The sequence below is a fragment of the Blautia sp. CAG:257 genome (genome assembly GCF_000433815.1).
GTDB classification, from domain to species: Bacteria; Bacillota; Clostridia; order Lachnospirales; family Lachnospiraceae; genus Blautia_A; species Blautia_A caecimuris.
This window is the reverse complement of record NZ_HF999031.1, coordinates 1-22,492: the sequence shown is the minus strand read 5'-3', so window position 1 is coordinate 22,492 and position 22,492 is coordinate 1. Positions and strand designations below refer to the sequence as shown.

Below are 22,492 nucleotides of genomic sequence, written 5' to 3'. Positions count from 1 at the left end.
ATATCAGTCTTTTTTGCTGACCCCTTCCATGATACATTCTCTCAGAAAGGCAAGCGCGTGGGCAGTTGACTGTTCCCGGATTTTTGCACGGTTACCTGTAAAATGATATTCACGGACAACCGTCTTTCCATTATAACAGCATCCCATAAACACAGTACCTACCGGCTTTTCCTTTGTACCGCCGTCCGGTCCCGCAATTCCTGTGACAGAAAGACAGATGTCTGTTTTCGTAACAAAGCAGCCGCCTTTTGCCATTTCTTTGGCGCACTTCTCAGAGACAGCTCCATAAGTCTTTAATGTGTTTTTTTTCACACCAAGGCTTTTGCGCTTTGCACGGTTGCTGTAAGTTACCATTCCCTGAAGAAATACGTCAGATGCGCCGGGAACGTTTACAATTCTGGAGGCGATGGCGCCGCCTGTGCAGGACTCTGCAAGAGAAAGAGTAAGCTTCTGATCCTTCAGCATATCCACTACTGCCTCTTCCAGAGTCTTTTTTTCTTCTGTTGCAAAAATATTTTTGCCAAACCGGCTCTTCAGTTCCCGCACAACCGGCTTGATCAGCTTTTTACACTCTTTTTCATTTTCCGCCTTGGCTGTTACCCTCAGATGTACTTCCCCGGTCTTTGCATATGGAGCAATGGTGGGATTGGACTGCTGACTGATCAGATCCTGGATCTCCTCTGCCACCTGGCTTTCTCCAATGGAACAGATTTTAACCATCTGAGAATAAATGATCTCCGGCTGTTTTTTACGGAGATATGGAAAAACCTCTTCCTCAAACATAGGCTTCAGTTCGTTTGGAGGTCCCGGAAGAAGGATTGCTGTTTTTCCGTTCTTTTCAATAATAAGACCCGGAGCAGTTCCATTATGGTTATCCAGAACAAGCGCCCCCTGAGGAACCATTGCCTGTTTATAATTATTGGAAGTGATCCTGCGCTGGGCATCATTTTTTTCGTACTGCTTCAGATACGCGTCCAGAAGCTCTCTGCTGTGCGCATCTTCTACAAGAGGAAGCCCCATAACCTCTGCTGTGATCTCCTTAGTCAGATCATCCTCAGTAGGTCCCAGACCTCCGGTAAGGATTACAACATCAGAACGGTCAAGAGCCGTTTTGATGGTGTCCTTCATTCTCTGCTCATTATCTCCCACAACGGTCTGATAATATAAGGAAAGTCCAAGCTGAGCGCATTTTTCTGCCAGATATGCGCTGTTTGTATTTACGATATTGCCAAGTAAAATTTCAGTTCCTACTGCTACCAGTTCTGTAATCATCTTTTACAGCCTCCTTTTTGTATCCCTGATATCCTGAAACAGCCGTTTTATTCCTGCATGGACAGGACAGAACGGTTCTGCCATATATAAGTGATCAGTGAAATAACGGTAAGCGCCAGAGACAGCCAGATAAAGATCTGCTCCAGTACTGCAAAGATCCCTCCGAAATGAAGGATCAGAAGAATGATCATGATCATCTGGGAAACTGTTTTAAATTTTCCCCAGTAATTTGCAGCGATCACCACTCCGTTTTCTGCTGCGATCAGACGGAATCCACTGATAATAAATTCTCTTGCAATAATAATGATAACGATCCATGCCGGAAGTCTTCCAAGCTCGATCATACAGATCATGGCAGAGCACACAAGAAGCTTATCTGCCAGCGGATCCATAAATTTCCCGAAATTGGTCACAAGATGATGTTTTCTTGCCAGATAACCGTCGAACCAGTCTGTAATGCTGGCTCCGGCAAAAATAACAAGGGAAATATAACGGTTTGCCTCTCCGCCCAGATCCGTCAGCAAAAACAGAACCATAAAGGGCACAAGTATCATTCTTCCAACAGTCAATTTATTCGGTGTATTCATCAGCCAATTCTCCTATCAAATCATATTCCAGAGCTCCTGTCACTCGGACCTTTGCAAAATCTCCGGTCATAAGCAGTTCTCCTGTCTGGACAAAAATATATCCGTCCACCTTCGGGGCATCTCCATAGGTTCTCGCAATATAAGCGCTTTCTCCGGAAACCTTGCCCTCGATCATAACCAGCAGTTCCTGACCGATCCGGTCATTTCCTTTTTCCAGAGAGATCTCCTGCTGAAGCTCCATGATCTCATCCCGTCTCTCTTCTTTTACTTCCTCGGGAATCTGCCCTTCCATGGTCTCTGCCGGCGTTCCCTCTTCAGGAGAATAGGTAAAGGCGCCCAGACGGTCAAATTCCATTTCGTCCACAAATTCCATCACTTCCTGGTGATCTGCTTCTGTCTCTCCCGGAAAGCCTGTGATCAGCGTTGTTCTTAAAACAATATCCGGAATCTCTTTTCTGAGCTTTTCTATGATGGCAGTCAGCTGGGCTCTGGTTGTGCGGCGGCCCATTCTTTTCAGGATCCGGTCGCTGGCATGCTGAATGGGAAGGTCAAGATAATGACAGATTTTCTTTTCTTCCTTCATAACCTGAATCAGTTCATCATAAATTTCTTCCGGATAGCAGTAAAGAACACGGATCCAGCGAATTCCCTTAATCTTACAAAGCTCTTTCATAAGAAGATGAAGCGTCTTTTTTCCGTAAAGATCCGTGCCGTACATGGTAGTTTCCTGAGCAACGAGAATCAGTTCTTTTACCCCCTGTTCCGCCATATGCTCTGCCTGAGCGATCAGCCGCTCCTGAGGAACACTGCGGAATCTTCCCCTGAGAGAAGGAATAATGCAGTAAGTACAGTGTTTGTCGCAGCCTTCGGCAATCTTCAGATAACCATAATGGCCGCCTGTAGTCAGAACTCTTCTTCCGGAATCTTCCGGAAGTTCATTGATATCCCGAAACTCCTGAAAATGTCTTCCCTCGCAGGCCTCGTCGATCGCTTTCAGAATATCCATATAAGAGGTTGTTCCCAGAACTGCGTCTACCTCAGGGATCTCCTGAATGATCTCTTCTTTATAACGCTGCGCCATACAGCCTGTTACGATCAGGACTTTACAGGTTCCTGCTTTTTTATACTCTGCCATTTCCAGAATGTTTTCAACACTCTCTTCTTTTGCATCATGGATAAAACAGCAGGTATTGATGACAATTACCTCTGCCTCTTCCTCAGAGTCCACGATCTCATGGCCCTTTCCCGTAAGCAGCCCCAGCATTTCCTCAGAGTCTGCCAGGTTCTTGTCGCAGCCAAGTGAAATAAATAATACTTTCATATGTTCTCCTGATATATATAAGGAGCGCTGCAGAATCATCTTTCCGCCGGAATCCTCAAAAAATGCCGCCGGGAGTTCGATTTACACCGCCCCTTTTATTTTTATTCTTCTGTTTCTGCTGTCTGTACAGTGCTTTCTGCTTCAGCCTCTGCGGTTTCCACTGCCGGCTCTGAAGTTTCTTCTTCCTCTGTGTTGTCAGCCACGATTTTCACCTGTCCCTGGTAAAATTCATCAATGGCCACGGAAAGAGGTTTCTTCCCTGCTGCTCCTCTTACCATAGGCTCAGCGCCTGCGATCAGCTGACGGGCACGTTTGCTGGTAGCCAGTACCAGAGAGTAGCGGCTGTTCAGCATCATAGTGTTGTCGTCTTCCTCTGCATTGTTGTTGATCGCCTGAATCAGTTCTGAATATGACGGATGTATCATATTATAAATCTCCTTTCATTAATCCCCGGGATTCCTCCTGGATTCTGTTAATAAACTCTGTATTCCGCTGTGTTTTGCAGCGTTCACTTGAAATGATCCGGTGAAGTTCATTTACACACTCCTCCAGGTCATCATTTACCAGAAGATAATCATAATCTTCCATTCCTTCTGCTTCCTCAGCAGCGCGGCTGAGACGGGATTCGATCACTTCCTGTGTCTCAGTACCCCGTCCTTCCAAGCGTCTTCTCAGCTCGTCCACAGAAGGAGGCGTTACAAAAATAAGAACCGCTTCCGGTATCTTTTCTTTTATTTTCATCGCGCCCTGGATCTCAATTTCCAGGATCACATTTTTGCCCTCAGAAAGCTTTTCCTCCACATAAGAACGGGGAGTTCCGTAATAATTGTCTACATACCGGGCATATTCCAGAAGCTGATCCTGAGCGATCATTTCTTCCACTTCTTCTTTTGTGCGGAAAAAGTAATCCTTTCCGTCCACCTCTCCCGGTCTTGGTTTTCTGGTTGTTACAGAAACCGACAACGCATAGTCATCAAAGCTCTCCAGAAGCTTTTTCATGACTGTTCCTTTTCCGGCTCCGGAAAATCCGGATACCACTGCCAAAACACCTTTACTCATGTTCCTCTCCTCGCTCCTCATAATCGTATGCTTCCGCAAAACGTCTTGCGATCGTTTCCGGCTGCAGCGCCGACAGTACCACATAATCGTCTGAAGTAACGATCACTGCCTTTGTCTTACGCCCCTGTGTGGCGTCTACCAGCGCTCTGGTTCCTTTGATACTCTGAACCATACGCTTGACAGGAGCCGCATCCGGGCTTACCACAGCAACTATTTTCTGAGAATTTACTACATTTCCAAAACCTACATTGATCAGCTTTGCCACCGATTTCCGCCTCCGTTACTCTATGTTCTGAATCTGCTCACGGATCTTTTCGATTTCAGTCTTCAGATCAATGGCAATATCAGAAATTTCAATATCATTGGACTTGGACAGAATCGTGTTGGCTTCCCTGTTCATTTCCTGTGCCATAAAATCCAGCTTACGGCCGATTCCTTCTTTTTCTGTAAGAATTTTTTTCATGCCCCGGATATGGCTGTGAAGCCGTACTGTTTCCTCATCATTGCAGATCTTGTCTGAATAGATTACAACCTCTGCGGCAATACGGTTATCGTCAATCTGAGAATCCTCCAGAAGCTCATGAACCTTTGCTTCCAGCTTTTCTCTGTATGCCTGGACCACTTCAGGGGAACGGGCTTCCACTGCACTGACCTTTTCATCCAGCGCATCCAGCTTGGTCAGAAGATCATTTTTTAAATTTCTGCCCTCAGTCTCTCTTGTATCTACAAAGCGTCTGCACGCTTCATGAAGAGGCCCCTCAAGACAGGTCCACAGTTTTTCCTCATTGACCGGCTGCTCTTCCATGGTCAGAACCTCAGGATATCTGGAAAGTGCAGATACACCGATATCATTTTTCAACCGGAACTCCTCTTCCATCTCTTTAAAATATCCCAGATATTCTGCTGCAAGATCACGATTGTACTTAAGAGCCACACTTCCGGCAGTATAATCCTCATAGGTAATAAAAACATCTACCTTGCCCCGCTGCATGTAAGTCTTCATCAGATTACGGACCTGTCCCTCAAAAAGGTTCAGTTTTCTGGGCATCTTGATATTCAGATCCAGATATCTGTGATTTACCGACTTCAGCTCAACTGTGATCTTCCACTCTTTTGTCACGGCCTCGGCACGGCCAAAGCCTGTCATACTTTTTATCATAATGTTGTCTCACTTTGCAGGTTACTTCTTTTTGCATGATGTACGCAGGCATGATATATGTCTGCATGATGTACGTAGACATAATATATGTTTACATACAGATTTATTATAGAGCATCTAAAGAGGGTAGTCAAACTGTTTTTTCTGTATCTGATCAAAAAGTTCCTGTTCATTCCGGTTACGGAACAGTACCGTGTAAACGGTAACAAAATAACTTCTGCGACTGTCAGCCCGGCAAATTACCATACATATTCTTTTGCGGAATTCTCACAGACATGCTATACTGTAGCCAGAAAGAAAAAAGGAGTACTCATTATGGCTTTTGACGGAATTACCATTGCAGCAATGGTTCAGGAATTACATAAATATCTTGACGGCGGACGTTTTAATAAGATCGCCCAGCCGGAATCAGACGCGCTTCTGATCACGGCAAAAGGCGGCCAGGGACAGTGCAGACTGCTTTTATCTGCAAACGCCTCTCTTCCGCTGATTTATTTTATTGATAAAAACAAGCCCAGCCCCCTTACTGCGCCCAATTTCTGCATGCTTCTGCGCAAACATATCGGCAGCGCAAAAATCGCTTCTATAAAACAGCCGGGAATGGAGCGAGTGGTGGAATTTGAGCTGGAGCATCTAAATGAAATGGGAGATCCCTGTAAAAAAATTCTTATCATGGAGCTTATGGGCAAACACAGCAACATTATTTTCTGCGATGAAAACAGAATGGTCCTTGACAGCATCAAGCATGTGTCCTCTCACATGAGCTCTGTGAGAGAGGTTCTTCCGGGCCGGCAGTATTTTCTTCCCCAGACTCAGGAAAAGACAGATCCCCTTACTATTAACGAGGAAGAATTTATCAGTGCAGTATGCAAAAAACCCTGCAATATTTCCAGGGCGCTCTATTCTTCCCTTACGGGTTTAAGTCCTCTTATTGCAGAGGAAATCTGTTATCGCGCATCCATTGACGGCAATGACCCTGCCCTCTCTCTGGATGAAACCGCCTGCGTCCATCTGTATCATACATTCAAAAGACTGATGGAGCAGATACAGGAAGGGGATTTTACTCCAAATATCATTTATCGCGGAAATGAACCGGTAGAATATGCCGTTCTTCCTCTGACCCAGTTCGGACCGGAATATCACAGCGTGGAATTTGAAACCGTATCTTCCATGCTGTCCACCTACTATTCTTCCAGAGATACCCTGAACCGTATCCGCCAGAAATCTTCTGACCTTCGCCGGATCGTTCAGACTGCCCTTGAAAGAAACCGAAAGAAGTATGCCCTTCAGACAAAACAGATGAAGGATACTGCCAAAAAGGAAAAATACAGGATCTACGGCGAGCTGATCAATACCTACGGATACGGTCTGGAGGAAGGCTGCAAGTCCTTTAAGGCCCTGAATTATTATACAAACGAAGAGGTTACCATCCCTCTTGATCCCACCCTTACTCCGGGAGAAAATGCAAAAAAATACTTCGACCGGTACACCAAGCTGAAACGTACGGAAGAAGCTCTTACCGGTCAGATTGCAGAAACAGAATCTGAAATCGAACATCTGGAGTCCATCTCCAATGCCCTGGACATTGCCCGGGCCGAAAGCGATCTCAGTCAGATCAAGGAGGAGCTGACAGAATACGGTTTTATCAAAAAACATTATTCTTCCAAAAAAGGCAAAAAAATGCAGGAAAAATCAAAGCCCTTCCACTATGTTTCCAGTGACGGCTTTGATATCTTTGTAGGAAAAAACAATTTCCAGAATGATGAGCTGACCTTTAAACAGGCATCCGGAAATGACTGGTGGTTCCACGCAAAAAAAATGGCAGGCTCCCATGTGATTGTTAAAACCCCTGACGGAGAACTGCCTGACCGCACGTTTGAAGAAGCCGGACGTCTGGCTGCCTATTACTCCAAAGGCCGCACTGCCCCTAAGGTGGAAATTGATTATATCCAGAAAAAGCATGTAAAAAAACCGGCAGGAGCCAAACCGGGATTTGTGGTTTATTACACCAACTATTCCCTTATGGCCCAGCCGGATATCTCGGAAATAAAAGAAGCTTCACAGCAATAAGCTGAGAACAATTCCAGACCGTTACGGGACACCATAAAAGCCCGGAAATTTTTATCAGCCAGGGAGGGAAGGAGATTTTATCTGCTTACTCTCCCTGAATTTTTTTGGCGTAATGCCGTAGGCTTTCCGAAAAGCAGCTATAAATGCGCTGGCCGATGGAAAATGCACCCGAAGAGCAATTTCAGTTACACTGTCCCCGGTTGTTTCCAAAAGGGAAGCTCCCGCCTGAAGCCTGTATTTCTGAAGATACTGATAAGGAGACTCTCCCGTATACCTTTTAAAGCATCTGAGACATTCTGTGATGCTGACATTTCCCGCCCTGGAAATCTCTTCCAGATTAATCCCGTTTCTGTAATTTTCATGGACAAAATTCAGAAGCTTCTGGACACGCTCATGATCTTTTTGAAGGACTGCCGGAAGTATTCTGTTTGGGTTTCCGCCGTCACCATATCCGAAGGCTTTTCCGCAGCCATAAAACTCCATGATTCTCTCTGTTGCTTCCAGCCACAGCCTGCAGATACAAAGAGATAGCGCATATTCCCAATGAGCAGGCCTGGTTTTACAAAAATAAAGGTCATCCAGCTGATTCATGGCTTTAAGAACCTTTTTGTCTTTTTGTTCCCGTGCCAGAAAAATCATATTTGTGACCGCAGGATTTTTGATAATTGTATCAACCTCCTGCTCTTCCATGGCACTTCCCTTAAAAAATCCCAGCATTTTAGGCGGGATAAGAAAGCTGTGATAGCTGCAATCCTGTTTTTCTGAAATATGATGCAGAACATTGCAGTTAATAAACATACAGCTTCCCTCTGAAAGCTCATATTCCTTTTCCCATATCTTAAAATGTACCACGCCTTTTTGCACTGCCACAAACTGTATTTCCTCATGCCAGTGCAGCATCTGAAATCCCTCGTTAAAAGGTTTGCAGACTTTTTTGCTGACGTCAAGTACAAGAAGGGGGAATTTGGTACTGTGATAGGGGTTATGGGAATATATTGGGGTATTATCCTTAATTGTCTCCATGGCGTTTCTCCTTACAGAAAAAATATATTACGATTTCCACTGGCAATATTCTCATTGTTTGGTGATTTTCATATATATTTTACCTTTTATTATGGTATGTTTCAATAAAACATCGTGATATTATGACATTGTAACAGCCAGGGGGTTACTGTTTACACAGTACCGTCCTGTAAGGTGTTCTCACGGAAATGTCCAAATCCCGGGACATACAGAGCAAAACGCCGTCACCAAAGATGATTTGAAACAGATTTTGACCAAGTTGCGATATCACTGCAAACAGCATCCGGTCAAAAATATTCGTTTCCTGACACTCATCTCAAGCCTGTAAAACAAAACTTCACAAAAACGGAGGAAAATCATGATTATCGACAATAATGAAACAGAAAAAAGAGCTATGAAAGAATTTCATCTGGGCAATCGAAAAGAAGGCCTTAAAATCCAGGAAGAATTTGCCTCTGCTTTTCGCACAGAGTATGCCCACAAGGATCACTGCTCCTGCACAAAAGCCTGCAGATATCACGGCAACTGCAAGGAATGCGTTGCCATACACCGGGCGCACCAGGAGCATGTGCCAAACTGTATGCGCCCGATCATTAATAAAAAAATCGCAGTACTTTCTGAACTGACTGAGCATACCTATGCAGATCAGCTGAGGACTGAATAAAATCTCACAAAACCGGTCAGCCGGACCAGTCATTTCAGTCTATGAAATACACTCGGTTCTCCTTCCGGGCTTTTGTTTCCGGATATTCTCCATTTACATATCCCAGCACACAATGACCGATTCCCTCATAGTCCCCCTCAATTCCCAGTTCTTTGAGGAGCTCCTTTCCCACCGGACCATCGAATTCTTCTTTTGCCCGGTGGATCCAGCAGCTTCCGATTCCAAGAGAATGGGCAGCCAGCATAAGGTTGCCCATTACAAGGCTTCCGTCATAAAGATATGTGGGGGCGTTTTTATCTGCAAGGACGATCAGCACTGCCGGCGCGCCATAAAAGGGATCGGAATCCGTTCCCATAATTTCCGCATTTAACCGGGACAATCTGTCACGGACACTCTTATCTGTAACCTTGATAATAATCGGAGACTGGCGGTTCCTTCCATTGGCTGCCCAAAGCCCCGCTTCTATAATTTTATCCAGAATGTCCTCCGGAACCATATCCGGTTTAAAATCACGAACACTTCTTCTTGTCTGCATCAGCTCCAGCGTTTCATTTAACTGACTCATTTTCTGCTCCTCCTTAATCCTGTTTAATTTCTTCCCTGTGTATGTACATTACGCAGCGGCAAATAAAAAACTGTTTTACTCGATTTTTTATTTGCTCATTTATAGATCCTTATCTATTTTCTCAAACCGACTTCCGTGTTTCCAGATCCAGAAGAACTGCCTTAAAGTATGGCTTCAGTTTCCTGTAGATCTCTTCCCGCATTTCTGTCATTTTTGCCATCTGCTCTGCCGGAAGCTGAATACGCGCTGCCCCATGAAAAAGCCGGATGCGAAAATCCGTAAATCCAAGGCAGAACAGCTTATCTTCAGCCTTTTCGATTTTTTGAAGCCCCGGTTCTGTAAGCACAGTGCCCGCAGGTATTCTTGTTGCCAGGCAGGCATAGGAAGGCTTGTTCCAGGTAAAAAGCCCTTCCTCTCTGGAAAGCCTTCGTATCTCTGTTTTTGTCAGTCCGCATTCCCGAAGAGGTGAACGAACCTCAAGCTCACGGATCGCCTGCATTCCCGGCCGGTCCGAAGAATCATCGGAAGCATTTGTTCCATCCAGAAGCATGGTATAACCATCCTTCAAAGCTTTTTCCTTTAAAAGTCCAAACAGTGTTTTTTTGCAGTAATAGCATCTGTTCTCCGGGTTTTCCGCCACCTGCCGGCTGCTCAGAATATCGTGTTCAATCACTGTAAGCTCCACACCAAGACGCCGGGTAAGCTCTCTGGCATCATGCAGCTCAAACTCCGGCTGAAAAGCTGTTTTAATAAAATAAGGCTGTACCTGAGCTTTGTATTTTACTGCCATGGCAAGCAGAAAAGCAGAATCCACTCCACCGGAAAACCCAAGAGCAGCCCTTGGATTCTGCTGAAAAAATTCTTTTAAATCCATTCTGTTTTCCCTTTCAGCTAAAATCTCATATCTGTTTTCTGAAAAATATTATTTCTCAGGCGCCATATCAAACAGACTGAGCTGTTCATAGGTCTGCGCCTTTTTCTGCTTTCCAACTGTTTTCCGCTGCGTGTATGTTTCAGGAATTTCATCCAGAAATGAGGACGGTTCCTGAGCGCAGGTAAGAAACAGTTCTTCTCTGGCACGGGTCATTCCAACATAAAACAGCCGCCGTTCCTCCTGGATATCTGCGGGATTTTCCTCCCTTTCCAGAGGAATTTCTCCCTTTTCCATTCCAAACATAAACACCACAGGAAATTCAAGGCCCTTAGATGCGTGTAAGGTCATCAAAGATACCGCATCTCCTGAAATACTTCTTCCTCCGCAGCGCTTCAGATCCCCCTCTTCTCCCAGAAGAACCGCATCCAGAAACGCTCTGATATCCGGATAAAAAACAGCCATATCTGCCAGATTCTGAAGCTTTGGATTTCCCTCCTGTTCCAGGTCTTTTATCCAGCTCTGCATGAATTTTTTGGGCTTTTCCCTTTTCCATCTGTCCTGATATTTGGCTTTTAACTCTTCATAAATACTTCCGCTGATCTCATTTTCTTCCAGATCCCACAGCTTTTTCAAGGCATCCTTTTTATAATAAGGATTATCCGGTTCTGCCAGAGAACAGAAAAAACTGATACTGCCCTGTACCAGCGGATCCTCCAGAAACTCTCCCCTGCCACTGACAATATAGGGAATGCCCTCCTGTTGGAAACATTTTTCCAGAATCCGCGCCTGATGATGGGTCCGGTATAAAACCGCAATATCCCGAAAGCTTCTTTTTCCGGTCATACCTTCTTTTAAAAAATGCTCCTGAGCCTCCAGCATATCCATACCGCCAACCAGACGACTCACCTCTTTTGCCACAAAAATGGCTTCTGATCTTTTGGATGAAGCCTCTGCAATCTGTACAGGTAAGCCGGTCTCTTTCCACGGTTTCAGACAGCGCTCCATGCCGGGATTATTCCGGATCACAGCCAGGGCGCCATTGAGAATATTTCCGGTACTGCGATAATTATTTTCCAGAGAGATCATACAGGTTTCCGGAAATTCCTCTTTCATTTTAAGAAAACATCCGGAATCGGAACCACGGAATCCGTAAATAGACTGATCCGGATCTCCGATCACAAAAAGCTCTTTTCCCTTTTTATTCCACTCACGGATCAGGTCATACTGAACAGGATTAATATCCTGAAATTCGTCTACCATCAGATAGGAAAAACATCGCTCACAGGGCTGTTTTTTTCTGTTTCCGGGACTGTGTATTTCCCGAAAAGCCTTCAGCGTTTCCAACAGAAGATCATCGAAATCACAGCAGTTTTCTTCTTTTAATCTTTTCTGATATACTTCCAGAAGTTCTTCCCATAATTCCGGATCTTCATTAAAAAATGCTCCTGTCTTGTGTACAGAAACTTTGTTCAAAAACTGCGACGGCGTTATGGAAAGTCCATACTCTTTACATATCTCCCGGGCTGTTTCTGAAAGCACAGAAGGGTCCGCTATAAAGAATTCTTTTCCCTGTTTTTTCAGAAAATCCAGACAAAGAGAATGAAATGTTCCGATATGCATGCGATTTACACTCCGTCTGGAACCAAGCTGTTTTTCCAGTCGTTCCTTCAGTTCTCTTGCCGCCTGATTGGTAAAAGTTACTGCTGTAATCTCTCCCGGACTTACCTTTCTCTCTTCCAGTAAATACAGAATCCGCGAAATCAGCGTCTTTGTTTTTCCGGTTCCCGGGCCTGCTGCAACAGCAATTCTGCGAGCGATTGTTTCGACCGCCTGTTTCTGCTTTTCATTTAACTGCTGAATGGTTTCCTTCTGTTTCTCAGCAACGCTCTCTTCTCTGTCTTCCACAGACAGCCCGGAAAGCTCTTCCGTTTTTTTCTGAGTCAATCCTCCTGAGATACAGGAATCCACTGCCTGAATGCCTGGTTCCTTTTCTCTTTCCCACTCATTAAAAAACGACATCTGTCCATTGGGATTTTCGATTTCTTCCGGATCAAAAAGACTGATGGTACCATATTCCCCGTCAAATCCGGGGCTTCTTTTCACCTGTCCGGTTCTTAATCTCCGGATACCCTCAGAGACAAGATAGCCCTCCTCTTTCCTGATTTCTTCCACCGGAATCTTCCTCAGAATATCAAACTCAGATCCAAGCTTTTTCAGCATATTTTCATACTGTTCCTGCACCCTTTTGCTGCCGGAGGATTTGCCTGTGGATGCTGCGATCACTTCCGGCAAAGGCACAAGATTTTCATAAGGCTTTTTATTTTTCCGGGCTTCTCCATCTTCCCTGTCTGAAAGCTGCATCACTCTGTGATCCACTCCAATGGTGATCTTTTTTCCACAGACAGGGCAGATTCCACCATAAGCCTCAGCCTCCTTCGGAGTAAGGCAGAGATGGCATTTCCTGTGCCCGTCAAAATGATACTTTCCTTCCTCAGGAAAAAATTCAATGGTTCCTTCCAGGCCTTCGCCCTTCTGAATCGCTTTATAAAGTCCCTGATAGCTCATTTCAATATCAAGAAGATTCGCCTCTCTTCCAAGCTTTGACGGAGAATGAGCATCTGAATTGGAAATAAGCTGAAAGCGATCCAGCGCCGAAAGCCGCCAGTTCATCGGCGGGTCAGAGGACAGACCGGTTTCCACCGCATGTATATAAGGGGTCAGATCCTCAAAACATTCTTCCATCGTATCAAATCCGGAAAATGCGCCAAAAAGCGAAAAGTGAGGCGTCCAGATATGAGCCGGGATCAGAATTCCATCCGGACAGATTTCCAGCATAATTTCCAGAAGATCATGGCTGTCAAGGCCCAGGATCGGTCTGCCGTCCGAATGGATATTTCCTATGGTTTCCAGCTTTTTCGAAAGCTTTTCTGCGTCCTCAAGACCCGGCAGAAGAATTACATTATGTACTTTTCGGACTTTTCCGTTCTTTTTATAAATAGAGCTGATCTCACCGGAAAGTACAAATCTGGGAGCCTCTCCTTCATACTCTCTGCTCTCTTCCAGAACAGAATCCTCTTTTAAACAATAGAACCCATCCTCTGCCGGAACAAGCTTTTCTTCCAGCTCTTTCCGCCATTCCGGATGGGTAAAGTCTCCTGTTCCAACTATGGAGATTCCTTTCTTTCTTGCCCACAGATCCAGATACTCCGGCGTTCCCTGCTTACTTGTCGCCCGGGAATACCGGGAATGGATGTGCAGATCTGCAATTCCCTTCAAAACCCCACCTGCTTTCTTTTTTATTTTAATTACAGCACAGTTCTCTTCAAAAAATCAGGTTTTCGATAAAGCAGAAGGCTGCCTTTTTATTTTCCGCACCATTGAATATTCATTTAATAAAGCTCCATCTTTCAGCCGGATTGCATCCGGCTTGACCCCGGTAATTCGAAATCCCATTTTTTCATATAAGGCTCTGGCCCGGGTATTCCCCTCTACAAATTCCAGTTCTGTCTGCAGAATATCCGGATTTTTCTCTGCAATTTTTATCAGTTCCTGCATCAGCCTTGCTGCAATTCCCTGACTCCAGAATTGACGCAGCACGGTAACAGCTATACTGGCCCGATGCCTGATTTTTACCCGTTTGCTCCACATAGTCTGTCCGCTTCCGGCAAGCTTACCCTCCACAAAACAAAGGAGCATGGTTTCATTGTCCGCTTTATTTACCCTGTCAAAACGCTGTTTTTCACTTTCTGGTGTGTATCTGCCGCATTCCTCCGGACAACGCATAAGAAAGTCTGTCTCTCCAGCTGAAACATACAGAAAATCCAGCATCTCCTGAATATCTTCATCTTTTGGACTGCGGATTCGTGCGGTTCTTCCATCCTTAAGCTGATATTCAATGATATCAATAATCATAGATTTCTCCTTTTTGCAGCTATATGACAATATTTTTACATTTTATCAAGCTCATTTCCATAAATATCTTCTATTTCTTCTTTCATCCTCTGAAAAGCTGGAATATAATCTTTTAATATAATTTCTACCATTCTTTTTGCTGCTGAAAAATCGTAAATATGTGTCATATCATTTCTCGCTTTTAACATATTCAACCAAAGCTCTTCCTCCAAAAAATCATAAATTGTAAAGGCTGCTTTTAGAATCATTCTTGGAGAGCCACTTGCAGCAACAGCTTGTCCCTCATACGTTAATAATTCTTTTAAAACTTTCCATCCCAATTCAAACTGAATAAAAAATTTATCAATAATTCCACCTAAAATAAATTCATTTGTCAAATCTTCTTTATCTGCCTTCTCCAATATTTTAAGATTTGATTTAAAATGATCAAATTTTTTCATACAACAGCTTCCCCTCTTTTTGAATCGATGCGCGAAGTTCCTCCTGGATAGGCTCATCCAGATTGATGAAATCATATTTCAATAAAGTTGAGGTATTTTCATCTACATCCAGTGAAAACCTTATAAAATCTCCACCTTCCACAGCAAGATCAATGTCGCTTTTCTCTCTAAAAGTACCTCTTGCTCTTGAACCAAACAAAATCACTCTGGAAACACCATGTTTCACTGCTAACTCCTGGATTTCCTGTATCACTGTCTGTTTAATTCCCGTTGTCTGCATATAATTCTCCATATCAATTATTTCTCTATCTCTTCCCTGAAACTTTCTTTTTTTATTGTACCAAGTCGCTAGCGCGACGGCTAGTCCTAAGTACGTGGTTCTATTACTTTTTTCAAAGAAATCAGTTTTCCTCAAAATAAAAGTAGCAGTTTTTTTATATATGTTTTATTGTTGAATCACCACAAGACAACCTAAAACAATACAAAAAAACTGCTATGCTTATGTTATCATGGATTTTTAAACTCAACAAGTACATATTTTACTTTTTTATCCGTCCACCGCCTGTTTTGAAATATCCTGACTCTAAATCAATCTTATTTCATTTACAGGAGGTTCCTTATGGACAAATATTTATCTTCTTTCAGGGAGATGGTCTCCCTGCGCGGTCTTACTGACCACACCATTGCTTCGTATTCTACCTATATCTCCGCTTATCTGCAGTACCTTTCCGACAACGGCCCCACTGCACCGGAAGATGCATCATGGCAGCAGATGCGGGACTTTATCTTTTGGGTCCAGAACACAAGAAATCTTTCTGACCGTACGATAAATGCCTGCATCTCACAGCTGAGATTTTTTACACTTTATGTCCTCCATAAGCCCTGGGACCCCTATCAGCTCCCTTTCAGAAAATTTGACTCTTATACCCCTTTTATCCCTTCACGTGAAGAAATGAAAACATTCCTGTTTTCCATTTCTGACATAAAGTTTAAGGCCATACTCTGCCTTATGTTTTCTTCCGGGCTGCGGGTGGGCGAGGTACGTCATCTGAAATGCTCTGACATTGAACATTCCAGAAAACGTATTCATATACGTGCTTCCAAGAACCGCTCTGACCGTTACGTGCCTCTTTCTGATAACGTCTGGGAACTCATCCTCCGGTACTGGTATTCATTTCCGGCTGGTTCCCGGCCGAAAGACTGGCTCTTTCCACAGAAGAAAAAACCGGACAGACCCATCGATCACCAGCGTATCCCCAGCTTTATCCTTGCACACGAAAAAGAACTCGGATGGGAGCACCGTTTTACCTGTCACACATTCCGCCATGCTTTTGCCACCTACCATTATGAAGACGGAACCGACCTGCTCACTTTGAAAGCGCTCATGGGACACCGGTCTGTTTCTTCCACGGTTATATACGTACATCTGGCATCAAATGCTCTGATGGCTTCTTCCAATCCTTTTGACAGAATGGCAGGTGGGTTTTATGAGTGATCTCAAAATCCAGAAGATCTGGCAGTGTTCTTTTGACTCTTTTCTTTCTTCTGGGCACCCTGTTTCTGACATCCAGAAAAAAGTCTCCCACGCTGTCATGCGTTGTAAATCCGGCGCTCTCGGAGCCAATGCCTGCCAATGTACCGAGTGCGGCCATACGGAATTCCACAATAATTCCTGCCGTAACCGGAACTGCCCAAACTGCCAGGCTGTCTTAAAAGAAATATGGGTGGATAAACGCCGGGAGGAAGTCATTGATGCACCGTATTTTCATGTGGTCTTCACCCTGCCCCATGAGTTAAACCCGCTTATTTATTGTAACCAGAAGCTTCTGTACGGGCTTTTTCACAGATGCTGTGCCGAAACACTTCTTGAATTATCTTACGATAAGAAGTATCTCGGTGCGACACCTGGCATCATACAGGTGCTCCATACATGGAACCAGGAGATCGGCTACCATGTACATATGCACTGTATTGTTTCTGGTGGCGGCCTCACATATGACAAGAAGATACGCAGGTCAAAAAACAAGTTTTTCATTCCTGTCGGGGTACTCCGGGATAAATTTAAAGGGAAATATCTTTCCCAGCTTGATTCCATGTACCGGAAAGGACAGATCGTTCTCTCTTCTTCCTGTGAAAAACTCCGGAATTCCTATGAGTGGAAGGAGTTCAAAAATAATCTTTACGGCAAAGACTGGTGCCCTTACATAAAAGAAACTTTTAACGGATTTGGCAATGCGCTCGAATACCTTGGACGGTATACCCATAAAATCGCCATCTCCAACAACCGTATCCTTTCCGTCACGGAAAAGGAAGTCACATTCTCCGCCAGGGGAAAAAAGCCCGGCGAGTCCAGGCGCCAGATCACTCTGGAGCATACAGAATTCATTCGGAGATACCTGATGCATGTGCTTCCATCCGGTTTTCAGAAGATCCGTTATTATGGTTTCCTGAACAACCCAACCGGATGAAGAGAAAAAATCTGAAACTCATTTTTACTCTGCAGGGACACCAGCGTTTTAAAAGACGGTTTACAGAGATGTCCATGTCTGAGCTTTTAAAGGCTGTGTGGGACTTTGATATTTCTATCTGCCCGGATTGTGGACATAGTTCCATGAAACAGCTGGGAAGGTGTTATGCACCATCCTGATTATCCTGACTTCTTATATTGTTTTGAAAAAGCCTGCCAACGGGAGGCTTTGAAAGTATGTCCTGCAATGTTTTACATCACAAAAATCAGCGTGTTTTCAGCTGATTTCTCATCATCTTCGACGATTTTGGCCATCTGGGAACAATACAATCCCCATATAAGAACTGGCTAAAATACCGCGACTGGGTACAATATGAAAGAATCACATTCAGAGCAGTTCCGATTTATTGCAGAACTGCTCTTTTTGTCAACTCTGAATCTGATACTTTCCTAATGAATTATATCATCTGTCTCAGGAATTACAATCCTCAAAGGTCTTCTATCTTTCTCAGTTTCCGAGAAATCACAACATTCAACACAACAGCCCCCAGTACAACACAAAAACAAACAATCGTACACCATGCCGGTACTTTTTGATGCATCTGAACACGAAAAAATATTGTCGCTGTCAGAAATAACGCCCCCATAATTTCTATAAAAGATAATGTTTTCTTCCGAAGCTCCTGAAGCTTCCTCCTGGATTTTACTTTCTCCGATTTCCATATTCCATAATTTTTCTGGTAATCCTTTACCTCTTCATCAGAAATCAGTTCATCCAGACTTACATCCAGTTCCGTAGCCAGCTGCTTTGCAGTAATCAGATCCGGACATCTGGAACCATTTTCCCATCTGCAAACTGTCTGCCTCGACACGTAAAGCCTGTCTGCAAGCTGCTGCTGCGTAAATTTCTTCTCTTCCCGTAATTTCTTAATATTTTCACTTAATGCCATGCTGTACTCCTCTTTTTTTCTGTATACTATAGCATTAGCCAGAAAAAGGAAAGTATTTGTATGGATTTTTCATGTTTCCAATCTGGTAACAGGCTGTAATTTTCCCATCCAGTATATATCATTACCCTGGTGGTAAATATTACATTCTTTTTTTGGCTGATCCATTCCTCTTTCTCCTGTAGCCTGTTGTACCATTCTGAAACGATTATTTTTATCTTCTGTCATTTATTTTTCTGACCGGATTTCGGATAACTGTACGCAGTTTTTCCACTGCTGTCCGGCGGGGATCGCTCAGGTAAATTTCATGATGGAAACGGTGGGAATAATCTGGTTCATACCCCTGATCACTGGCATATTTTTTCATTTTCTGAATGGTTTCCATTTCACTATCGTAGCTGCCCGTGTGCATACACTGTACACAGATTCCCTCTTCATAAGTAAAAAATTCCACTTTGGAAAAATCCATTTTCTTTTTAGCAGATGCCTCCTTTACTGCCCACTCAAAATCACCTTTTTTTACAAAATCCGGGAGACGTATCATGGCAATCCACTGAAAGGCATCCTTGTGCCCATAGTCAATACATTCCCGGCTGCCCTCCTGCCACCAGAGTCCTTCCAGTGGCGGTACAACATAGGAAAAATATCCTTCAATGCTGTAAGGACCTTTGTAACTCATCTTAATCGTAAAAGAAATTCCATAAAGAAGTCCTATTGCTTTTTTGTATTCTCCATTTTCCTCATTAGGATCCCCGGTTCCCCGAACTGCCACATAATTCATTTCCGGTATTTCAACGATTCCCGGATTTTTTGGTGGAAGATAAAACTCTTTATACTCTTTTTTATAATCAAATGCCATTTCTATTCCTCCTGATAATTTCTCCTTATTTGTTCCACTACTGTTTTAATCTCTTCTTTGATTTCTGAGGGTTCCAGAACTTTTACATCGGCTCCAAAGGTCAGAAGCCAGCTGATCAGATGATTTTTATCTGAAAATGTCCAGTAAAACAAAAGCGTTCCATCCTTCTGCTCCTGAAAACTGTCCTTTCCATACTCTTCTGCCAGTCTCCATCTGCATTTCCCTGAAAAAACTGCCTTTATTGGAAATTTTCCGGGGAACATGTTTTCATAATCAAAATCAGGTAAAGATACCTTACGCTTTTCAAAAATATTTTCTGTTAATTCCAGTTCTTCCATTCTGTTCAGCTTAAAAAGCCGGCTTTCATTACATTTACAGCACCAGCCCCACACATACCAGCTGGACCAGCGAAAAATCAGATAATAAGGTTCAATCCTTCTTCTGGTTCTTTTTTCCGGAGAAAAATACAAGAATTTCACGATTCTGCATTGTTCAATTGCTGTACGTAAAATTTCAATTTTAGGGATCAAAGACTTTTTATGCCAGGAAGACAAATCAATAAGGATATTCTGATCTCCTGTCACAAAATCCGAAGAACCTGCACAGACTTTTTCCATCAATTGTCCGTATTTGTTTGTTCTGTGAATGCTGTCAAGACTGTGAATACCAGTCAGAATATCCTTCAACTCTTTTGCTGTAAAAACAGTCCGATCCATTCGGTAATTTTCCATAATAGAAATACCGCCGCCTGTTCCCTGTCTGGTCATTAAGGGAATTCCTGCCCTGCACAGATCTTCAATATCCCTTTGGATCGTCCGCCTGGATACCTCAAACATATCAGCCAGATCAGCCGCAGTCACCATGTCCTTCTGCAGTAAAACAGACAAAATTCCAATGAGCCGTTCAATCTTCATATTCTGCCCTCTCCTTTAATATAGCACTCCAAACATGACACCGGTATGTCATATTTAAAATAAGGCTTTCTTTTTCCGGTATTGTGTCGGCGTCAGACAGTAATGCTTTTTAAATAATCTGCAAAAATAATCCACGTTATGGAATCCTGCTTCATCTGATATCGTAGCGATTTTTTTCTCGGTTTTCACAAGCAGAAGCGCAGCCTCCTTCAGCCGGTAATGAATCAGATAATCAATGGGGGTAATATGCAGATATTTACGAAAAAGATTTAATACTGTGCTTTTACTGATTCCTGCATAACAGGCAATATCATCCAGTGAGATATCATGAGTATAATTTTCATGGATATACTGCATCATGATCTGCAGTCTCGCCTGAAAAGAAACGGCAGCGTTTACCTTGTCTTTTTCATTATTCATATCTGCATTTTCATATATCTCCAGCCAGAGCTTTTGAACCAGGGACGATGTTGCAAGCTCACAGAAGGCTTTATCTTCCTGAACTGCAGTGATCTGTTTTATGATCTCTAGAGCTTTGGCCTGCCAGTCAATCTCTCTTTTAAAAATCTGAAATTCCAGAGAAGATGAAATCACAGGCAAAATATATTTATTATAAATAAGACTGTCCTGCACAGCAATAAAAGAAGGCATACACAAAAAATTCGGAATCACTGCGCCGTCAGATGAATAAAAGCGGTGCAGGATTTTGGAGTTAATAAATAATCCGTCTCCTTGGGACAAAATAAACTGTTTTTCTCCAATCCAGAAAGTCATGGTCCCGGACTCCATATACACAAATTCTAATTCCATGTGCCAGTGCCATTCCACGCAGTTAAAGTCAAATAAAGATAAATCCTCATAATAAAAAGCAAAGGGATAATTTCTGCTGCCATGCTGAGCAGTTTCCATTAAATTTTCATCTGTGACAATCTTGCTGAAAGGCTGATCAGATGCCATACTATCATCATTCCTCCATGATCTGTTTTACGATATTATACAATAAATATCAGATATAAATCAATGAAACCCCTGCTTTTGTATTATATAATCCAAAATGCAGAAAAATTTGATGCAACATTCAGGAAAAGGAAGGAAGCTGCTATGCCAAACTATCAAAAGACAAAGCTTGCCTGTTATCTGGGCTTTATCACACAGGCAATTACTGCTAATTTTGCTCCGTTGTTGTTCTTAAAATTCCACCATGACTATGATATTTCTCTTGGAAATATCGCCCTGATCTCTACATGCTTTTTCTTTACTCAGCTTCTGGTAGATGCATTCTGCGCAAAATATGTAGACAGAATCGGATATCGTACCTGTATTGTAACCTCTGAAATATGCGCTGCTGCCGGACTTGTAGGGCTGGCATTTCTGCCGGACCTCCTGCCCAATCCCTTTATTGGAATCATGTGCAGCGTGATCATATACGCAATTGGAAGCGGTCTTATCGAAGTGCTCTGCAGTCCTATTGTGGAAGCCTGTCCCTTTGAAAACAAAGAAGCTACCATGAGCCTGCTGCACTCCTTTTATTGCTGGGGGTCTGTTGGGACAATATTAATTTCCACCTTGTTTTTTATGGTATTTGGAATGGATAACTGGAAATGGCTGGCCGTATTATGGGCCCTTATCCCTGCTGTCAATATCTATAATTTTGCCACCTGCCCTATCGAACATCTGGTAGAGGAAGGGGGAGGAATGGGAATAAAAAAACTGTTCCAAAAGCCTATATTCTGGATTGCAGTTTGTCTGATGATCTGCTCCGGCGCTTCAGAACTTGCCATGGCACAGTGGGCTTCCGCTTACGCAGAAGCTGCTTTGGGATTGTCAAAAGCAGCCGGAGATCTGGCAGGTCCCTGCATGTTTGCGGTTACAATGGGCATCAGCCGTATCATTTTTGGAAAATATGGAGATAAGATAGATCTTATGAAATTTATGATAGGATCTGGTATTCTGTGCGTGATCTGCTACCTTCTCACTTCCATGTCCTCCTCACCATTTACAGGACTTGTGGGCTGCATTATCTGTGGTTTTTCTGTTGGAATTATGTGGCCCGGAACCATCAGCATTTCCTCACAAAAATTCCCCACGGGAGGAACTGCCATGTTTGCGCTGCTTGCCATGGCAGGCGATCTGGGCGGCAGCATCGGACCGGCAATCGTGGGGCGTGTAACACAAAATACAGGAAACAATATCCGCGCAGGCATGGGTATTGGTCTTATTTTTCCAACAGCCTTATTGATCATGCTCTTTATCTTCAGCAGGACAAAAAAACAGAAATTGCATTAAAAAATTCTATAAAAGCGTTGAAAATGTTTCTGTTCTTGAAGAGCAGGTGCCGATTGAAGCAATTGCAGAGGCT

General features: G+C 43.4%; 22 protein-coding genes and 1 pseudogene. 5 read left to right on the top strand and 18 right to left on the bottom strand.

What is annotated here, in order from left to right; all coding sequences use genetic code 11:
- Positions 1 to 3 precede the first annotated feature (3 nt).
- The 7 genes from QVP40_RS04860 to QVP40_RS04830 form a co-directional block, all read right to left on the bottom strand.
- A complete protein-coding gene (locus QVP40_RS04860) occupies positions 4 to 1,272 on the bottom strand; it encodes a competence/damage-inducible protein A (protein WP_022067363.1) in 1,269 nt (422 codons plus the stop codon).
- Positions 1,273 to 1,319: 47 nt separating this feature from the next.
- Positions 1,320 to 1,859 (bottom strand): CDP-diacylglycerol--glycerol-3-phosphate 3-phosphatidyltransferase, encoded by a 540-nt coding sequence (pgsA, locus tag QVP40_RS04855; RefSeq protein ID WP_022067362.1) that lies wholly within the window; start codon positions 1,857 to 1,859, stop codon positions 1,320 to 1,322.
- Positions 1,843 to 3,180: a 30S ribosomal protein S12 methylthiotransferase RimO gene (rimO, locus tag QVP40_RS04850; protein ID WP_022067361.1), complete on the bottom strand. Its 1,338-nt coding sequence runs from the start codon at positions 3,178 to 3,180 to the stop codon at positions 1,843 to 1,845. Before rimO ends, pgsA begins: the two co-directional genes overlap by 17 nt.
- Positions 3,181 to 3,281: 101 nt before the next feature.
- Positions 3,282 to 3,605, bottom strand: coding sequence for a DNA-directed RNA polymerase subunit omega (rpoZ, locus tag QVP40_RS04845; RefSeq protein WP_022067360.1), 324 nt, complete (start codon positions 3,603 to 3,605; stop codon positions 3,282 to 3,284).
- A 1-nt stretch (position 3,606) separates the two neighbouring features.
- A complete protein-coding gene (gene gmk, locus QVP40_RS04840) occupies positions 3,607 to 4,239 on the bottom strand; it encodes a guanylate kinase (RefSeq protein WP_022067359.1) in 633 nt (210 codons plus the stop codon).
- Positions 4,232 to 4,504: a DUF370 domain-containing protein gene (locus tag QVP40_RS04835; protein ID WP_022067358.1), complete on the bottom strand. Its 273-nt coding sequence runs from the start codon at positions 4,502 to 4,504 to the stop codon at positions 4,232 to 4,234. The genes gmk and QVP40_RS04835 overlap by 8 nt, the downstream gene beginning before the upstream one ends.
- A gap of 15 nt (positions 4,505 to 4,519) precedes the next feature.
- Positions 4,520 to 5,398, bottom strand: a complete 879-nt coding sequence (locus tag QVP40_RS04830; RefSeq protein ID WP_022067357.1) for a YicC/YloC family endoribonuclease — start codon at positions 5,396 to 5,398, stop codon at positions 4,520 to 4,522.
- A 315-nt stretch (positions 5,399 to 5,713) separates the two neighbouring features.
- On the opposite strand from QVP40_RS04830, the gene QVP40_RS04825 reads away from it, so the two are divergent.
- Positions 5,714 to 7,468 (top strand): Rqc2 family fibronectin-binding protein, encoded by a 1,755-nt coding sequence (locus QVP40_RS04825; protein ID WP_022067356.1) that lies wholly within the window; start codon positions 5,714 to 5,716, stop codon positions 7,466 to 7,468.
- 54 nt (positions 7,469 to 7,522) lie between these two features.
- On the opposite strand, the gene QVP40_RS04820 is transcribed toward QVP40_RS04825, so the two are convergent.
- Positions 7,523 to 8,491 (bottom strand): AraC family transcriptional regulator, encoded by a 969-nt coding sequence (locus QVP40_RS04820; RefSeq protein ID WP_022067355.1) that lies wholly within the window; start codon positions 8,489 to 8,491, stop codon positions 7,523 to 7,525.
- Between the two features lie 358 nt (positions 8,492 to 8,849).
- On the opposite strand from QVP40_RS04820, the gene QVP40_RS04815 reads away from it, so the two are divergent.
- Complete coding sequence (locus QVP40_RS04815; protein ID WP_022067354.1) at positions 8,850 to 9,155, top strand: hypothetical protein; 306 nt, start codon at positions 8,850 to 8,852, stop codon at positions 9,153 to 9,155.
- 34 nt (positions 9,156 to 9,189) lie between these two features.
- Here QVP40_RS04815 and QVP40_RS04810 read toward each other — a convergent pair whose 3' ends face one another.
- From QVP40_RS04810 to QVP40_RS04785, 6 genes are all read right to left on the bottom strand, one after another.
- Positions 9,190 to 9,720 carry a nitroreductase gene (locus tag QVP40_RS04810; protein ID WP_022067353.1) on the bottom strand — a complete coding sequence of 177 codons (531 nt, stop codon included), beginning with the start codon at positions 9,718 to 9,720 and terminating at the stop codon, positions 9,190 to 9,192.
- 121 nt (positions 9,721 to 9,841) lie between these two features.
- Positions 9,842 to 10,594 carry an ATP-dependent sacrificial sulfur transferase LarE gene (larE, locus tag QVP40_RS04805; protein WP_022067352.1) on the bottom strand — a complete coding sequence of 251 codons (753 nt, stop codon included), beginning with the start codon at positions 10,592 to 10,594 and terminating at the stop codon, positions 9,842 to 9,844.
- Between the two features lie 48 nt (positions 10,595 to 10,642).
- A complete protein-coding gene (locus QVP40_RS04800) occupies positions 10,643 to 13,870 on the bottom strand; it encodes a UvrD-helicase domain-containing protein (protein ID WP_022067351.1) in 3,228 nt (1,075 codons plus the stop codon).
- 54 nt (positions 13,871 to 13,924) lie between these two features.
- Complete coding sequence (locus QVP40_RS04795) at positions 13,925 to 14,506, bottom strand: GNAT family N-acetyltransferase (protein WP_022067350.1); 582 nt, start codon at positions 14,504 to 14,506, stop codon at positions 13,925 to 13,927.
- A 35-nt stretch (positions 14,507 to 14,541) separates the two neighbouring features.
- A complete protein-coding gene (locus tag QVP40_RS04790; RefSeq protein ID WP_022067349.1) occupies positions 14,542 to 14,946 on the bottom strand; it encodes an HI0074 family nucleotidyltransferase substrate-binding subunit in 405 nt (134 codons plus the stop codon).
- Positions 14,933 to 15,226, bottom strand: a complete 294-nt coding sequence (locus QVP40_RS04785) for a nucleotidyltransferase family protein (protein ID WP_022067348.1) — start codon at positions 15,224 to 15,226, stop codon at positions 14,933 to 14,935. The genes QVP40_RS04790 and QVP40_RS04785 overlap by 14 nt, the downstream gene beginning before the upstream one ends.
- A 339-nt stretch (positions 15,227 to 15,565) precedes the next feature.
- Here QVP40_RS04785 and QVP40_RS04780 point away from each other — a divergent pair, with 339 nt between their 5' ends.
- Together QVP40_RS04780 and QVP40_RS04775 are read left to right on the top strand one after the other, a co-directional pair.
- Positions 15,566 to 16,441 carry a tyrosine-type recombinase/integrase gene (locus tag QVP40_RS04780; protein ID WP_022067347.1) on the top strand — a complete coding sequence of 292 codons (876 nt, stop codon included), beginning with the start codon at positions 15,566 to 15,568 and terminating at the stop codon, positions 16,439 to 16,441.
- A pseudogene (locus QVP40_RS04775) lies at positions 16,434 to 17,593 on the top strand (IS91 family transposase). Before QVP40_RS04780 ends, QVP40_RS04775 begins: the two are co-directional and overlap by 8 nt.
- A gap of 308 nt (positions 17,594 to 17,901) precedes the next feature.
- Here QVP40_RS04775 and QVP40_RS04770 read toward each other — a convergent pair.
- The 4 genes from QVP40_RS04770 to QVP40_RS04755 all read right to left on the bottom strand — a co-directional run bounded on the left by QVP40_RS04770 (position 17,902) and on the right by QVP40_RS04755 (position 21,090).
- Positions 17,902 to 18,363 carry a helix-turn-helix transcriptional regulator gene (locus QVP40_RS04770; RefSeq protein WP_022067344.1) on the bottom strand — a complete coding sequence of 154 codons (462 nt, stop codon included), beginning with the start codon at positions 18,361 to 18,363 and terminating at the stop codon, positions 17,902 to 17,904.
- A gap of 211 nt (positions 18,364 to 18,574) precedes the next feature.
- Complete coding sequence (locus QVP40_RS04765; RefSeq protein ID WP_022067343.1) at positions 18,575 to 19,219, bottom strand: GyrI-like domain-containing protein; 645 nt, start codon at positions 19,217 to 19,219, stop codon at positions 18,575 to 18,577.
- A gap of 2 nt (positions 19,220 to 19,221) precedes the next feature.
- The gene (locus QVP40_RS04760; RefSeq protein WP_022067342.1) at positions 19,222 to 20,133 is read right to left on the bottom strand and encodes a helix-turn-helix transcriptional regulator; all 912 of its coding nucleotides are present in this window, start codon (positions 20,131 to 20,133) and stop codon (positions 19,222 to 19,224) included.
- 54 nt (positions 20,134 to 20,187) lie between these two features.
- Positions 20,188 to 21,090 carry an AraC family transcriptional regulator gene (locus QVP40_RS04755; RefSeq protein WP_022067341.1) on the bottom strand — a complete coding sequence of 301 codons (903 nt, stop codon included), beginning with the start codon at positions 21,088 to 21,090 and terminating at the stop codon, positions 20,188 to 20,190.
- 144 nt (positions 21,091 to 21,234) lie between these two features.
- Here QVP40_RS04755 and QVP40_RS04750 point away from each other — a divergent pair, with 144 nt between their 5' ends.
- The gene (locus QVP40_RS04750; protein WP_022067340.1) at positions 21,235 to 22,419 is read left to right on the top strand and encodes an MFS transporter; all 1,185 of its coding nucleotides are present in this window, start codon (positions 21,235 to 21,237) and stop codon (positions 22,417 to 22,419) included.
- Positions 22,420 to 22,492 lie beyond the last annotated feature (73 nt).